The sequence below is a fragment of the Aporhodopirellula aestuarii genome (assembly GCF_023701485.1).
GTDB classification, from domain to species: domain Bacteria; phylum Planctomycetota; class Planctomycetia; order Pirellulales; family Pirellulaceae; genus Rhodopirellula; species Rhodopirellula aestuarii.
Window position 1 is genome coordinate 1 of sequence record NZ_JAMQBK010000009.1, and the last position, 14,463, is coordinate 14,463.

The following is a 14,463-nucleotide window of genomic DNA, read 5'->3' on the forward strand; positions in this document are numbered from 1 at the left end:
CCCCGCCATGCTGCGGCGAATCGAACGACTCGAATCACGCATAAAACTGATGGAACAAGAACAACGCCAAGAGTTCGACCTGAGCAAGTTCTACAAAAAGCCGATCGACGACTAACACTTTGTCAGCGTTAAATTTCGGCGTGGAACCGGACGGCTCGCGGACTGTTGAGTTAGGCGTTTCGCAAAAATGAGTGAGCCGACAGCGCTAGCTGCGGGCCTCCAATGGGCACGTACTAGCCGTTAGGCCCGCGGCTAGCGCCGTCGGCTCACAAAAACAACAGCCCGCAAGCCGTCCGGTCCCGAGTCACCGTACGGCTTGCGCCGTTCCGCTACATTTGAAATCCTTCAGTCATACAATCGACGGCTCCCGCAAACGAAGTTTGCGGGGGCGCTCGTTCGCGGGGCGAACGGTCACACTCTTAACTTCACAGCCTGTCCGAGGCTCGCCATTTCTCACCTGGCGCAGCCCTCCCGGACGCGCCAAGCGGACAGCGCCCACACCAAGTCGTCGGCGCCAACAGCGCGGCCGCGGCTTTTCGCAGTCGCGATTCTCTTTTTGTTTTCTTGGGCGCCGATTGTCGCGGAATCTTCCCTCAGCGAGGTCCGCGGGTGGGGCGATTTCCGGTCTCGCCTGCCGGGATTCTGGCCGTGAAGGAAATGCTGCATTTCCCCCTCTTTCGACGGCTAGATGAGAGAAATCTATCATAAAGCGGAAGAAAGCTTTCGCCTTCGGGCCGATAATGCCTGCGTCAATGTGTCTAGTTTCACTAATCCTCCCTTTTTCCGGACTTAGTGCTTGCAATTCGCCGATTGTGGAAGAATACTTGCACTTGCTGAGAGAAACCAATCACGGTTCCGGAAGATCAAATTGTCCACCGAGTCGAGACGAGAGAAGCTACGAGACCACGTTCGGGCCCAAGGGTTCGCGGCGTTAGGTGAGCTTTCGTCCATCCTTGGGGTTAGTGAGTCCACTGTCCGTCGCGATCTCGAGGTTCTCGAGGACGCCGGTCAAACTCGCCGTACCCATGGCGGGGTCTATTGGACTGGCGAGACCGACACGATCGGCACGTTCCGGTCGCACCGCGACGATGGATGGCCGCGAAAACAGGCGATCGGACGTTTGGCGTCTTCGTTTATCGAAGACGGCGACACGATTCTGCTCGACGGCGGCAGCACGGTCTACGAATTGGCCCGTTTGATCGTGAATCGAACGTTGCAGGTCGTCACCAATTCACTGCCGGTGGCGCATCTTTTGTCGACCAGTGATTCCATTGACCTCGTCATGATCGGCGGATGCGTTCGGCGTCGAACGTCCGTGACGATCGGTCCGATGGCTGATGCGATGCTCGCTGATATCAACGTCGCCAAGACATTTTTGTCGGTTGCCGGCGTCACCGAACGAGGCTTTTTTAATAGCGACATGATGTTGGTCGAGAGCGAAAAGGCGATGATCGCCGCCGCCGATCAGACGATCGTGTTGGCCGACAGCAGCAAATTCGGCAAGGTCAGCTTGTCACAAATATGCCGGCTAGGTGAAGTGAACCGAATACTTACCGACGGCGAACTCGAAAATCGCTGGAAATCGACCTGCGAGTCCGCGGGGGTCGAATTACAGTTGGCACCTGTCGAACCGTCGTCATCGTCCATGGCGTTGCCACCGTTGGGCACAACCGATCACCCAAACTTTTCCCAGAATTCTTCACTGTCCCCCTCCTCACACCATGCCGATTCGGCAAACTCCCTATGAGCATGACCGTCGATCGAGCACAGATCGAAGCGCTCGTCCGCAGCGCGATCCGTCAAACCCAATCAAACGGCGCTGCCGTTCCGGTTCATACCGGAGCAACCGGTGCTTCGCCATTGGGATGGGTTGATGGGAAACCTAATCTCCGCGTCAGCATTTCGGCGCGGCATTGTCACCTCACCGATGAGCACGTTGAGATCTTGTTCGGGCGCGGCAGTGTGCTCGAACCGGACAAGGATCTCTACCAGGACGGCTTTTACGCCGCCAAGCAAACGGTGATGGTCGTCGGACCACGACGTCGGATGTTGCCAAACGTCCGTGTCCTTGGCCCGACCCGTCCGTTTAGTCAACTCGAACTCGCATTCACCGATTCGATCTCGCTCGGTATCGACGCCCCGGTTCGCCACAGCGGCAAGATCGAGGGCACGCCGGGATGTGTTCTGGTCGGCCCCGCCGGTTCGGTGCAACTCGAACAAGGCGTGATTCGGGCTGCCCGTCACGTTCACATGAACGACCATGACGCGGCTTACTACGGTGTCGCCAACGGCGACATGATGCAGCTCCACGTCAAGAGCAACGATTGTGGCGTGATCTTCGACGACGTCCTCGTCCGAGCGGACAAGGCGGCAAAACTCGAGGTTCACATCGATACCGACGAAGGCAACGCGTGCAATTTGGACGCGGCAACCGAAGTCATTTTGAAACCGATGCCTCAACCGTGTGCTTGCGGGCACTAAACAACAGCTAACTCTTTCCACCCCCCAAACCTCCCTCAGAAGGACCAATTTCGATGGCAAAAATTAGTGAAGCGCTCGGCATGATCGAGACCAAAGGGTTCGTCGCCCTGGTCGAAGCATCCGACGCGATGATGAAAGCTGCCAATGTGCAGTTCCTCGGCTGGGACAAAGTCGGTGCCGGATTGGCCGCCGTCTTCGTCACCGGTGACGTCGCGGCTGTCAAAGCAGCTACCGATGCCGGTGCCGCAGCAGCAGGTCGAATCGGCGAAGTCGTCAGCGTTCAGGTCATCCCACGTCCGCACGCGGATTTGGAAAAGGTTCTGAAGCTGCCTGCCACCACCGCTGCTAAGAAATAGCGTCACGCGTTTTTTAACTCACACACCCACTCAGCTCTCCACACTAAAGAATATTCTCCAATGAATGATGCAATCGGACTGATTGAAACCAAAGGCTTGCTTCCACTCGTCGAAGCAACCGACGCGATGGCCAAGGCGGCCAACGTGGAAATCGTCAAACGAATCGACCTCGGTGGCGGACTCGTCACGACCGTCGTCAGTGGTGACGTCGGCAGCGTTCGTGCAGCCGTCGAAGCAGGTGCTGCGGCAGCCGCTCAAGTCGGCGAACTCGTCAGCAGCCACATCATCCCTCGCCCCGCCGACGGATTGATCGGCGCTTACTTCAGCTGATCCTAGTCTCTACGGCCAATCGTTCTCTCAAGGAAGATCCCACATGCTCATCCTCGTTGCGAATCTGGGTAGCACCAGTTTCAAATACAAACTGCTCGACGTCAGCGGTGACCTGCAAGCGGTCGACGTGCGTCCCGGCGACCGTGTGCTCGCACGCGGTGCGGTCGAACGTATCGGCGATGCCTCGACGAGTCGTTGTGAAGTCACCATCGGTGATTATCACAACGAATCGGAAATGCCGGTCCCCGATCACGGTGTCGCCGTGCAGGCGTGTTTGGACCAGCTCACCGATCCACAAAACGGATGTTTGAAAGACGCATCGGAAGTTTCCGCGATCGGTTTTAAAGCCGTTCACGGTGGACGAAAGAGTGGGACGTTTTTGGTGGACGATGACGTGCTCGATGCGATGGCTGAAATGAACGCCGCCGCACCCGCGCACAACCCTCCGTACATCGCGGCAATGAAATTGTTGCGAGAGCGTTTTCCCGAATTGCCGTTGGTCGCCGCGTTTGAAACTGAATTCCACGACACGATTCCGGAGGCCCGTCGCGTTTACGCGATCCCGCCGAGTTGGCGTCAGGAGTACCAGGTTCAAAAGTGGGGGTTCCACGGATCGAGTCACCGATTCATCGCCGAGCGTGCTGCCGAGTTACTCGGACGCGACGACGCGAGGATTATCTCCTGTCACCTGGGTGGCAGCAGTTCGTTGACCGCGATCCAGAACGGACAAAGCGTGATGACGACGATGGGCATGACCCCTCAAACCGGGCTGCCGCAGAACAATCGTGTTGGAGACTTCGATCCGTTTGCACTTCCATTGCTGATCGAGCGCTCGGGTCAATCACTCGAAGAACTGCTCAAGCTTTTGGCCAGTGAAGGCGGACTCAAAGGTCTCAGCGAACTCAGCGGTGACCTCCGGGACATCGAAGCGGCCGCGGACGAGGGTAATGAGAAAGCAAAACTGGCGTTGTCCGTTTTCGTCGAAGAAATTCGGCGTCACATGGGCGGCATGATGATCGCCATGGGCGGTCTCGATGCGATCGTCTTCACGGGCGGCATCGGCGAGAACTCAGAAGTCGTTCGCGAAGCGGTTTGTGCGGGGCTTGATAGCTTCGGCATCCAACTCGATAGCGACCAAAACCAAAACCATCGTGCCGAGTCAAAATCGGCAGGCGGCGAAGGCAGCCTGCATAGCGAATCCAGTCGCGTTCAAGTTTGGGTGATCCCGACGAACGAAGAATGGATCGTAGCCAAACGAGCCAAGAAAGCGATCGGCTGTTAAGCAGTCGCGGTAACCTCCAATTCATTCATCCCCACTTCGAATTTCCAAGCATGTTCCTAGCACGCGTCACCGGATCGATCGTCAGCACCCAAAAGGTGGCGTCGATGAAGGGCCACAAGCTGCTGGTGGTTGAGCCGTATCGGCTCGATACCGACAGTCGCGAACGGTTGCTCACGACCGGGCGGACGTTCATCGCGGTCGACACGCTCGGAGCTGGTGAAGGGGATCTCGTTTTGGTGTGCCAAGGCAGTTCCGCCCGCTTAACACCCGAAACCAAAACCCTGCCGATCGATGCGGTTGTTACCGGCATCGTCGACAGCGTTCATGTCGAAAAGAAATCGGTTTATTGTCGGAAAGAGGAGGGGTAAAAGGTTGCAGGCAATCTTTCTTAGGTTGCCGACCACCTGCCACTCGATCTCCCATTACCTGTCACCTGAAACCAGTCACCTATTGACCTTCAATCATGCAACTTGACGAATCACTTATCCGCAACGTGGTCGCTGCGGTCCTTTCCGAAGTCGGCCCAATGCCGGCCGGTTCGAACACGCCGCTGAGCCGTCATGTTCCACCGGGCGCCGGTCACAACGGTATCTTCACCGATGTCAACGAAGCGGTTGCCGCCGCCCGTGCCGCCCACCTGCAGCTTCGTGCCCGCAGCATGGAAGATCGCAAGAAGGTCATCGACATCATTCGCCGGATCAGCATTGATCAGTGCGAAGAACTCGGACTGATGGAAATGCGGGAAACCGGGATCGGTCGGCCCGAACACAAAATCGAAAAACTCCGCACGCTCGGAATGCTTTCGCCAGGAACCGAGTTCTTGCAAACCAAAGCGTTCAGCGGCGACCACGGATTGGCCGTGATCGAACGGTCTCCCTTCGGCGTCATCGCCGCTATCACTCCTGTCACGCACAGTTTGCCGACGATCACCGGTAACGCGGTCAGCATGATCGCCGGCGGAAACTCCGTCGTCGTCAACCCTCACCCATCGGGCAAGAAGGTTGCCGCCGAAGGTGTTCGCCGGTTCAACAAAGCCATCGCGGCCGAAGTCGGTATCGACAACCTGATCTGCGTCCTCGCCGAACCGACTCTCGAAACCGCTGACGCGCTGTTCTCACACCGTGACGTGGCCCTGATTTGCGTTACCGGTGGTCCTGCCGTCGGGCGTGCGGCACTTCGCAGCGGCAAGCGTGCGATTGTTGCCGGTCCCGGCAACCCGCCTGTCGTCGTTGACGAAACCGCCGATCTCGATAATGCCGCCCGCTGCATCATCCAAGGTGCGGCCTACGACAATAATCTGTTGTGCATCGCCGAGAAGGAAGTCTTCGTCGTCGAAAGTGTCTTTGATGACATGATGGCTGCGATGCGACGAGCCGGTGCCGTTCAACTCGACGCTTCGCAAATCGCCAAGCTGACTTCGCAAGCGATCACCCAAGTCGGCGACGACAAACACGACGCCGCTGCCAAAGACTTCATCGGCAAAGACGCCGCCGTGCTGGCACGTGCCGCAGGTGTGAACGTTCCTGAAAGCTGCGAACTCGTCTTCGGTGAAACCGACGAACATCACCCGTTCGTCACCGTCGAACAAATGATGCCATTCCTGCCATTCGTGCGTGCTCGTGACGTCGGTCACGCGATCGCGATGGCCAAAGAATACGAACACGGCTTCCGTCACACCGCGATCATTCACTCACGCAATGTTCGCAACATGACCACGATGGGCCGCGAGCTCGATACGACGTTGTACGTCAAGAACGGACCTTGCATGGCTGCCTTGGGTCTTGGTGGCGAAGGCTACCTGTCGTTCTCCATCGCGGGACCGACCGGTGAAGGCGTGACCAGCCCGGACACGTTCACTCGCGAACGCCGCTGCAGCATGGTCGACGAACTGCGGGTGGTCTAAAGAGCAATGCAAACAGCTCGAGTACTTGGTCATGCCCGTGCCACGGTGAAGCATGAGTCGCTCGTCGGACGCCGATTGGTGATCGCGCAGCCGCTCCTGCTCGCCGGTGATGCCGACGGCCCGCCGTTGCTCGTGCTCGATAACCTCGGTTGCCGTAGCGGTGACCTTGTTTTCCTCACCAGCGACGGAACCGCGGTGCGAGACATTACCGGATCTGACGTCTGCCCGGCACGCTGGAGCGTGGGCGGACTCATCGACTGATCACCGACTCAATCACTTTATTTCGCTACTAACAGACAAAACCTTCCGTGTCCCGAATCGTTTCCCCAACCTCTGACGCACCCATTGCGGTCGCCGACATCGATCTCGAATCGATCGTTCGGCGTGTGCTGCGAGAGCTCGGAGCGATGGAAAACAAACCGGCCCCGGCGCCAGCGGTTGGTTCAGTCGTGATCGACCAATCGGTCGTCGCGGTAGCGGACGTCGAGGCGATTCCGGCCGCGGTCAAGCATGTCGAGCTGCGGCCGCGAGCCGTCGTGACACCCGCCGCCCGAGATGAACTGCGACACCGCGGGATTTCGATCACCACCCAACACTCGGAAAGATCCGCCGCTGCGGGATCGGAATCAAAGCCGCCCGTGCAACCCGGAACGCGAGCGATCGATTTGCAAGCCGATGGTGATGTCAGCGAATCGTTGTTGGCGTCCGTCAAGAAACAGATCACGCTCCGCGGCGTGCGGTTGTGTAACCGTGCCTCGGTCAGCGTGATTTTGTCGAGTCGTCCGGCGACGACCGCTCATCACGCCTGTGGCACTGATCGCTGCGTCGTGTCGATCAATCGCGTCGACGACGTGCGACGATTCCTCGCCGAACTCAGTCCGAACGTTTTCGTGCTCGACGTCAAACACTTGCATGTCGTCGCGATTACCGGGGCGATTTCGGCGATCGCCAAACCGTCGATCCAGACGAAGGCCGGACCCAAAGTCACCGTCGCCGGAGGCCTGTCATGAAAATCGCACGAGTTCTTGGTTCCGCCACATTATCGCGGATGCATCCGGCAATGCTCGCCTCGAGCCTGCGTTGCGTGGAAGTCGTCGAGCGGATCGAAGATTTATCGAACAAGGTGCCAGGCAATGATTTGATTGTCGCTTGGGATCTCTGCGGTTGTGGCGTTGGCGATCTCGTCGCCTTAGCCGAAGGCCCCGAAGCGGCGGCCCCGTTCAAACCGGACGTCAAACCGATCGATGCGTCCATCGTCGCCATTTTGGACCACCTCGAAATCGATCAGAAGAACTGAAACAGTCAACATTCCCATTCCCCCTCTCCTCCCAACCAGTCGCACTCCTCCAACTCCCAAAAGTATTGCTATGGAAAACCTGCATAAAATCAAACAAGACATCTGCGACATCGGACAACGGATTTACAACCGACAATTTGCGGCTGCCAACGACGGAAACATCACTGTCCGAGTTAGCGAGAACGAAGTCCTGTGCACGCCAACGCTGCACTGCAAAGGGTTCCTCAAGCCAGACGACATTTCGCTGGTCGACATGACCGGCAAGCAACTCTCGGGACGCAAGAAACGATCCAGCGAAGCGTTGTTGCACTTGGAAATCTACAAACAACGCGACGACATCCGCAGCGTTGTGCACTGCCACCCGCCACACGCCACCGCGTTCGCGATCGCCCGCGAGCCGATTCCTCAGTGCATCCTTCCAGAGGTCGAAGTGTTCCTCGGTGACGTGCCGATCACAAAGTATGAGACCCCTGGCGGTCAAGCATTCGCCGATACGATCATCCCTTACGTTAACAAAACCAACGTGATGATCCTGGCCAACCACGGTACGGTTTCTTACGGCGAGACGGTTGAGCAAGCTTACTGGTGGACCGAGATCCTCGACTCGTACTGCCGCATGTTGCTGCTCGCCAAACAGCTCGGCAACGTTTCCTTCCTCGACGAAGAGAAGTCACGCGAACTTCTCGACCTCAAGCAAAAATGGGGATACGCCGACCCGCGGAACACGCCTGATTTCAAGGATTGCGACATCTGCGCGAACGACATCTTCCGCGACTCATGGGCGGAAACCGGAGTCGATCGTCGTGCGTTCCCGTCGCCACCACCGATCAAATCCTCGCCCGCTGCATCGAGCAACGGCGCCGCACCTGCCGGTGTGGATGAAGCCGCGTTGGTGAAAGCCATCACCGACGAAGTCATTCGTCAGATGGGTAAGAAATAGAGACCCCCTCCCCTCGCTCGCCCCTCCCGCCGGGAGGGTGAAGCAACACCGGACGACCCCGTTGAGAACGAGGGAAGTTTGGTAATCGACTCAGTGGATCCTTCGAGAGATCCTTCCCCAACCTTAGACATACCACCCTCACACCACTGCACTTCACAATGAAAGTTTCGATCATCGGCGGAGGCGGTTTAGTTGGTTCATGTGCCGCGTATGCACTTCAGTGCGGCGGCCTTGCTAACGAAATCGCACTCCTGGACGTCAACGAAGAACTTGCCGTCGGCCACGCACTGGATCTTCGACACGGTTCACCGAGCGTCGCCAACCAAAAGTTCGCTGGTGGCGGGTACGAACACATTCCGACGAGCGACGTGATCTGTATCACCGCCGGTCTGCGCCGCAAACCTGACGAGTCACGGTTGGACTTGATCAACCGGAACACCGACTTGTTCATGCAAATCTTGCGTGACGTCAAAGCCGCCGGTCCGAAACCGACCGCGATCGTGCTCGTCGTCAGCAACCCGGTCGACATCCTGACCTACGTCGCCGCTCAAACTCTCGATCTCCCGGTCGGACAAGTCATCGGCCTCGGGACCCAACTCGATACGATTCGATTCTGTTCGTTGATCGCCGAGCAACTCGACGCACCGCCGGCGCAAACCAAGGCGTTGATCCTCGGTGAGCACGGTGACACGATGGTTCCGATTTGGAGCAGCGCGACGATCGCCGGATTGCCACTGGAAAAATATCCCGGTTGGAGCCCGACGTTGGCTGGCGAACTGTTCACACGGACACGCGGCAGCGGTGCCGAAGTCATCAAACGCAAAGGCGGTGCCGGTTTCGCCGTCGGGATCGCGATCCGCGATTGCGTTGACGCCATTGTCTTGGACTCCAACGTGGTTCTGCCGATCAGCAGCGTGCAGAACGGCTGCTACGGAATCCGCGACGTTGCCTTGAGCGTTCCCACCGTGCTCGGTCGGACTGGTGTTCAGGCAACGATGGAAATCGATTTGTGGCCGAAAGAAGTGCAAGGGATCCGGGCCAGCGGCACGGCGCTACGTAAGACGCTCGATACCGTTTTGCAACGCATCCGATAGAGCGGCCCGCCTTCAATGCATGCCTAGCCGTCCCTTTTTTAGGCGTCGCAACCGCATCAATGGATGCGGGTTGCGGGCTGGGGTTTCGTAACACTTTGCAACGAGTTTTCGCTGCGAGACCTCTTCACTCGAGTGCCCCAATAAAGTAAACACTGTCCCATTATTGGCTACCGCATCCGTCTCGACAGAGTACGTGTACAAAAGCGATCATGCGAAGCCGATAGATAGCGTCAGGAACGTTTTTGCGGGCCGGTTTTGTCTCTTAGCAGACGTTTGCGTGGGTTTCGCTAGCAAAAGCGATTTTGCGTCCAGTTTGGGTGCGGTTTAGCGGGGCATATTTCCGCTTCGAAGGGGTAGAAGGCGTGGCAGAATGTCCGCTTTAAGGATTCTAGGTATTTTAGGATGCGGCGCACTTTATCCTGAGGGGTTCTCGGATAGACTGGTCGCAGACCACAGGTAAGTTGGAACCGATTTGCGCCCGGACGGGGTGCGTGGGGTAATGGGATTAGCATGTAACGGCTGCGTATTTCAGCGTTCCTCGCACCCCATCCGGTCGCAAATGGGTTCTCTCTTCTCATTTTAGCGATTGTGGCACCCCTCGCTGCGGTGTGAATCGAGGCGTGCTCAGCCCGCAAATAGCCGTGTATAGATTGCCGGGCCTAAGATCAGCACACCGATCGCAACGGCGGTCAGTGACGCGAACAGCACCCCTGCGGCGGCCACATCGAGTGCTCGGCCCACCCTCGGATCATGTTCCGGGTGAATGACCGCGACGAGCAATTCGATCGCGGTATTGAGCAGCTCGGCGGTCATCACCAAACCAATTGCCAAGATCAACGCCGCCCATTGCCACGATGGCAATTGCAAGAGACCCGCGAGCACCAAGACCGCGGCCGTGACGCTGAGGTGCACATGGAAACTGCTCTGGTCACGGACGGCCCAAAACAGGCCCGAGAACGCGACTCGGAATTTGTCGGTCCATGACGGCATCATGACGGCTACTCGATTCCTTCCACGCCAGGCGGCGGAATCAACTGTCCGCCGAGTCGTCCGAGCCGCGACGACGGCAGGAATCGTGGTTCGACCAAAAAGCCAAAACTCGTGTTGTCGCGACCGGCGTCAACATTGGCGCCGACTTGGACCAAGAACGATTCGCCAATGCGGGTCAAACCGAAGGATTGCCCGACGTTCCCGGTTTCTCCGAAGTCGTAAGTGTTCCCCGCCGAGATGATCCATTTCTCGTTGAGGCGATGGTCGAGCTTCGTGCGCAGAACCGTGCTACTGATCGGTCCTTCGAGCGAGAGCAGGCCGATGTAGAAATCGCCCACACCCGGCCGGCTCGTCCGCACGCCACCGCTGACCGAACGTAGCCCGCCATCGAACCAATCGAAGTATCCGTCGCTCAGCAAGGTCACGCGGTCTCCTAAGTTGTACTGCGCGTCGTAGATGGTTGGGCCGAGCGTTTCGCCAAAGTTGTCGCGGTCTTCTTCAGGGAACAGGATCGTTTCAATGTCCACTCGGAAGAGGTCGACGATTCGTTCGCGTCCGGGTAGACCCCGTTTGGTTTGGAACCGGTGCTTCATCCCGAGCCGCAGTTGTTGCAAGTCATCGACCACGGTATCGCTTGGGCTGGTGACGTTTCTTTGGATACCTTGACGGAGTGCGTAGTTGCGTGGGTCGTATTCGTCGGCGAGCGTTCCGCCAAACGTGTTGTTGATAAAGAACCGACGGAACTCTTGTTGCGAATGATCATCGAGCGGATCGTACAGCGGAAGGTCTTGGTAATCGGTGTCGCTATCGGCGTAGAAATACTCGGCGGACAAGTCGATCTTATGAGCGAGACCGCGAACGTTCAGCAAGCTGCTTTGGATGGTGGGGTCGACACGCGAGAGCGGCAAGTTCGCGCGGACTCCACCGCCGCCCCACAAACGCGTGACATCATTTCCGTCGACGCCTTCACCATAGTAAGCCGCCTCGCCGATCGCGAACGGAGCGAGTTTCATCACGCCCGCTTGGATCGGCATCGAGAGTTCTTGGCGAGTCCGCGTGATCACGCCTTCTCGGTCGAACTCGCCCGGCAAGACTGACGTGTTGGCGGCGACGACGGGATCCAAAGGTGCGTCGGCCACCTTGAGCTTTGCGTAGCCGAGTTCGTTGTGCATCGACAAGGTCAAGCGATCACCCAACAGCGATCCGCCCAATGCGTAATGCTCCAATGACGGAAGACGCTCTGTTTCTTGGTAGAAGTCGTTGATCTGAACATTGAAACTCGCGTCGAACAGTTGCGAGCCCGCGTACTTGCGCAGTCGCAGTCCGGTCGCACGGTTGGGATCGTTGTCCCATTCCTGTTCGAAATACTGTTCGAGGAAGTTGCGATCACTGAGGTAGCCGAGTTCGGCCATGAATTCCCAATTGCCCGGCAGATAGTGTCGGTGTTTCAGCGTCGTGCGGCCACGCAGGTCTTCTTCCGGGGTGAGGTCCCTGCGGCCGTTGCCGAGTACGTCCAGTCCGTCGTCTTTAATCGTGTAGCTGTCATAGGTACCAATCACTGGCCCGGCGATCCCAAACATGCTGGTACGCGAGTACGTGGTGCGACCTCCGATTGCCGGCCCCCGATCACTGAGGTAATCCGTCAACAGGATCGACTCAACCCCATCGGGAGCGTTCATGCCGAGCAATTGAAATAGGTCCCACTCGAGCAACACCTGCGAACCAAAAATGTCATCACTCTTGATGTCAGCTCCGGTGAGGTAAAACGTCGGTTTGCGTAGCGGCGTGGAGAACCGCGGCCAATACATGACTGGGACCCCGGCGAGGTAAACAAAGTTGCCGCCGCTAGTGACGTAGGGTTCGGTATCCGCAATGACTTGGCCGGTGGCTTTGTCCATCTTGGCAACCGGTCGCTGCGTCAATGAAAGTTGATTGCTCTGTAACCAATAACGCGGGACGCCCATCCTGCTGCTCGTGACGGCGGCGTTGTTGGCTACGAAATTGCCCTTGGCGAGCTGCCGCATCACTTCGGCTTTGACGCGAACGGTGCCTTGGTATTGTGGAATTGTTGCGATGGCCTCGGCATCGAGGACCACGGCGACCTCTTGCGCGGCGTTGTAGTACATCGCTTCGGCATAGATGATCTGATCGCCCTGTCGGACGACAATGTCGCCTTCCAGGTAAAGCTCACCGTCGGAAGCTTCCGCACTCACGGCGCCGGTAATGATATCGCCTATCGGTGGCGTCCAGGCGATGATTTGGTTAGCGGACAATGATACCGTTCCCAGCGGCACACGCAGTCCGGTAGGGGTTTGCGCGGTCAGGTCTCGCACCAAGACGGTGACGCCCCCGCGAGCGATCAAGATCGTTTCGTTTTCGGCAACGCGAGTGATCGTTGAGAAATCGATCGGTCGCGACGCACCGCGGGCGAGCATCTCGATCGACTTGGTTCCCCCGTCAATCGCGTACGACCAACCGCCCGTCGTCCCTCCGTCATCGGTCAGGATAGGCGGTTCGGGCAGCGGCATGACCGGATCGTTGAGCGTTGGATATCCGGGGTCGGAATAGTCCGGTGCCGCGTAGCTGGTGACAGGCGGTGGCGGATAAATGCTTTCATAGTCCGTGACCGGGTCAGCGGGCGGATCGAGGTGGTCACCCAGTTGAGTGGGGTCGGTTACGATCCCAGAATCGTCCCAGATCAATCCCGAGGGAGGCAGGCTCTGCGAGTTTGGGGCTCCATCGGGAACCGGTTGAACGTATTGGACGGGTGCGACGGCGGACGGGATCGGCTCGTTCAAGGATGCGATCGGTGTGGCTGCCGGTGTGGTTGATGGCGTTGGAGACAGCCCGCATTTGCTCCACCAAGCTTCCGGGATCTCGGTCGCGCCGCGGTATTGGTGCGCACGGATCTCGGGTGGTGCGGGTAACTTCAAGTGCGCGACGATCGGTTCACGAGTCGTTTGTCCCGATCCGATCTGAACTTTGTCCATCAGCAAATGAACATCGATCGAGCTACCGAGTCCGTCGACGACAAAGAAGATTGATTCCGCTTCGAAGCGTTTGCCTTGATGTTCGAGGACACAATCACCCGTTAGCAAAGTGCAGTCGATTGGTAACGCCAGCGGGGAGTGATTGGCAGTTGGTTGTGCGCGTTGCCATCGGTAGACCGTCTCACCTCGTACACTGAGGATCTCAGACGTCGGGGGGGATGCGATGCGAGTGGGTCTTGCTTCGGTCTTTGGAGGGGGGGCGGCGTGTGAAACACGTTCGCCGAGGGTCAGTCCGATCGCCACTAGCATCACGATTCGGACCGCATCTCTCCGCAGTTGCGGCGCAGCAAAAACCCTCGCTCCAACCAAATTCTTTTTGGGATTGAAGTGAGTCGGCGGTTCGGTGCGGTTGACAGCAGTGGCCAAAAAGGCGACTTCGGAAGCGAAAAGGTTGAAAAACGTTGGAATGTCGTCGGTGACTCACGCAATCGCGAGCCATCTCGAGCGACATTACGAAAGCGAACGTTCCACCCACAAGCCAAATTTATCTCGACCCGTTGTCACGATTCGGCACGTTGCGGAAGTACAGACATGACGCCAGTCGTCGGTTGTCTTAAGAACCAATCCGCTTCATCGTGAAACACGAACGTGAGTGTGAAGCGGTGAGTGCTAAATAGGCGACGCATGCCTGCAATTTGAGCAGGCCCCGTTTTGAAAATCCCTAGTTGCGCTTCAATGGGACCTCACTGTCCGTTACGCGAATGGCGCACTGTTTGCCTAGAGAGCCTACTGATGAAGCA

General features: G+C 57.8%; 14 protein-coding genes. 12 read left to right on the forward strand and 2 right to left on the reverse strand.

Annotated features, from left to right (window positions below; translation table 11 throughout):
* Positions 1 to 868: 868 nt before the first annotated feature.
* The 12 genes from NB063_RS02705 to NB063_RS02760 all read left to right on the forward strand — a co-directional run bounded on the left by NB063_RS02705 (position 869) and on the right by NB063_RS02760 (position 9,683).
* Positions 869 to 1,747: a DeoR/GlpR family DNA-binding transcription regulator gene (locus NB063_RS02705; RefSeq protein WP_250927202.1), complete on the forward strand. Its 879-nt coding sequence runs from the start codon at positions 869 to 871 to the stop codon at positions 1,745 to 1,747.
* Positions 1,744 to 2,481 (forward strand): phosphate propanoyltransferase, encoded by a 738-nt coding sequence (gene pduL / locus NB063_RS02710; RefSeq protein WP_250927203.1) that lies wholly within the window; start codon positions 1,744 to 1,746, stop codon positions 2,479 to 2,481. Before NB063_RS02705 ends, pduL begins: the two co-directional genes overlap by 4 nt.
* Before the next feature lie 53 nt (positions 2,482 to 2,534).
* Positions 2,535 to 2,837 (forward strand): BMC domain-containing protein, encoded by a 303-nt coding sequence (locus tag NB063_RS02715; protein WP_250927204.1) that lies wholly within the window; start codon positions 2,535 to 2,537, stop codon positions 2,835 to 2,837.
* A 60-nt stretch (positions 2,838 to 2,897) separates the two neighbouring features.
* Positions 2,898 to 3,167 (forward strand): BMC domain-containing protein, encoded by a 270-nt coding sequence (locus NB063_RS02720; RefSeq protein ID WP_250927205.1) that lies wholly within the window; start codon positions 2,898 to 2,900, stop codon positions 3,165 to 3,167.
* 43 nt (positions 3,168 to 3,210) lie between these two features.
* Positions 3,211 to 4,449 (forward strand): acetate/propionate family kinase, encoded by a 1,239-nt coding sequence (locus tag NB063_RS02725; protein ID WP_250927206.1) that lies wholly within the window; start codon positions 3,211 to 3,213, stop codon positions 4,447 to 4,449.
* A gap of 50 nt (positions 4,450 to 4,499) precedes the next feature.
* On the forward strand, positions 4,500 to 4,817 hold the full coding sequence (locus NB063_RS02730) for a EutN/CcmL family microcompartment protein (protein WP_250927207.1): 318 nt from the start codon (positions 4,500 to 4,502) through the stop codon (positions 4,815 to 4,817).
* 95 nt (positions 4,818 to 4,912) lie between these two features.
* Positions 4,913 to 6,352 carry an aldehyde dehydrogenase family protein gene (locus NB063_RS02735; protein ID WP_250927208.1) on the forward strand — a complete coding sequence of 480 codons (1,440 nt, stop codon included), beginning with the start codon at positions 4,913 to 4,915 and terminating at the stop codon, positions 6,350 to 6,352.
* A 6-nt stretch (positions 6,353 to 6,358) separates the two neighbouring features.
* Complete coding sequence (locus tag NB063_RS02740) at positions 6,359 to 6,613, forward strand: EutN/CcmL family microcompartment protein (protein ID WP_250927209.1); 255 nt, start codon at positions 6,359 to 6,361, stop codon at positions 6,611 to 6,613.
* Between the two features lie 47 nt (positions 6,614 to 6,660).
* A complete protein-coding gene (locus NB063_RS02745; protein ID WP_250927210.1) occupies positions 6,661 to 7,362 on the forward strand; it encodes a hypothetical protein in 702 nt (233 codons plus the stop codon).
* The gene (locus tag NB063_RS02750) at positions 7,359 to 7,649 is read left to right on the forward strand and encodes a EutN/CcmL family microcompartment protein (protein ID WP_250927211.1); all 291 of its coding nucleotides are present in this window, start codon (positions 7,359 to 7,361) and stop codon (positions 7,647 to 7,649) included. Before NB063_RS02745 ends, NB063_RS02750 begins: the two co-directional genes overlap by 4 nt.
* Positions 7,650 to 7,719: 70 nt before the next feature.
* A complete protein-coding gene (locus NB063_RS02755) occupies positions 7,720 to 8,589 on the forward strand; it encodes a class II aldolase/adducin family protein (RefSeq protein WP_250927212.1) in 870 nt (289 codons plus the stop codon).
* 158 nt (positions 8,590 to 8,747) lie between these two features.
* Entirely contained in the window at positions 8,748 to 9,683 is a 936-nt protein-coding gene (locus NB063_RS02760; RefSeq protein WP_250927213.1) for a lactate/malate dehydrogenase family protein, read from the forward strand.
* Between the two features lie 624 nt (positions 9,684 to 10,307).
* On the opposite strand, the gene NB063_RS02765 is transcribed toward NB063_RS02760, so the two are convergent.
* Together NB063_RS02765 and NB063_RS02770 are read right to left on the reverse strand one after the other, a co-directional pair.
* Positions 10,308 to 10,676: a diacylglycerol kinase family protein gene (locus NB063_RS02765; protein ID WP_250927214.1), complete on the reverse strand. Its 369-nt coding sequence runs from the start codon at positions 10,674 to 10,676 to the stop codon at positions 10,308 to 10,310.
* 5 nt (positions 10,677 to 10,681) lie between these two features.
* Entirely contained in the window at positions 10,682 to 14,089 is a 3,408-nt protein-coding gene (locus tag NB063_RS02770; RefSeq protein ID WP_250927215.1) for an LPS-assembly protein LptD, read from the reverse strand.
* Between the last annotated feature and the right edge of the window lie 374 nt (positions 14,090 to 14,463).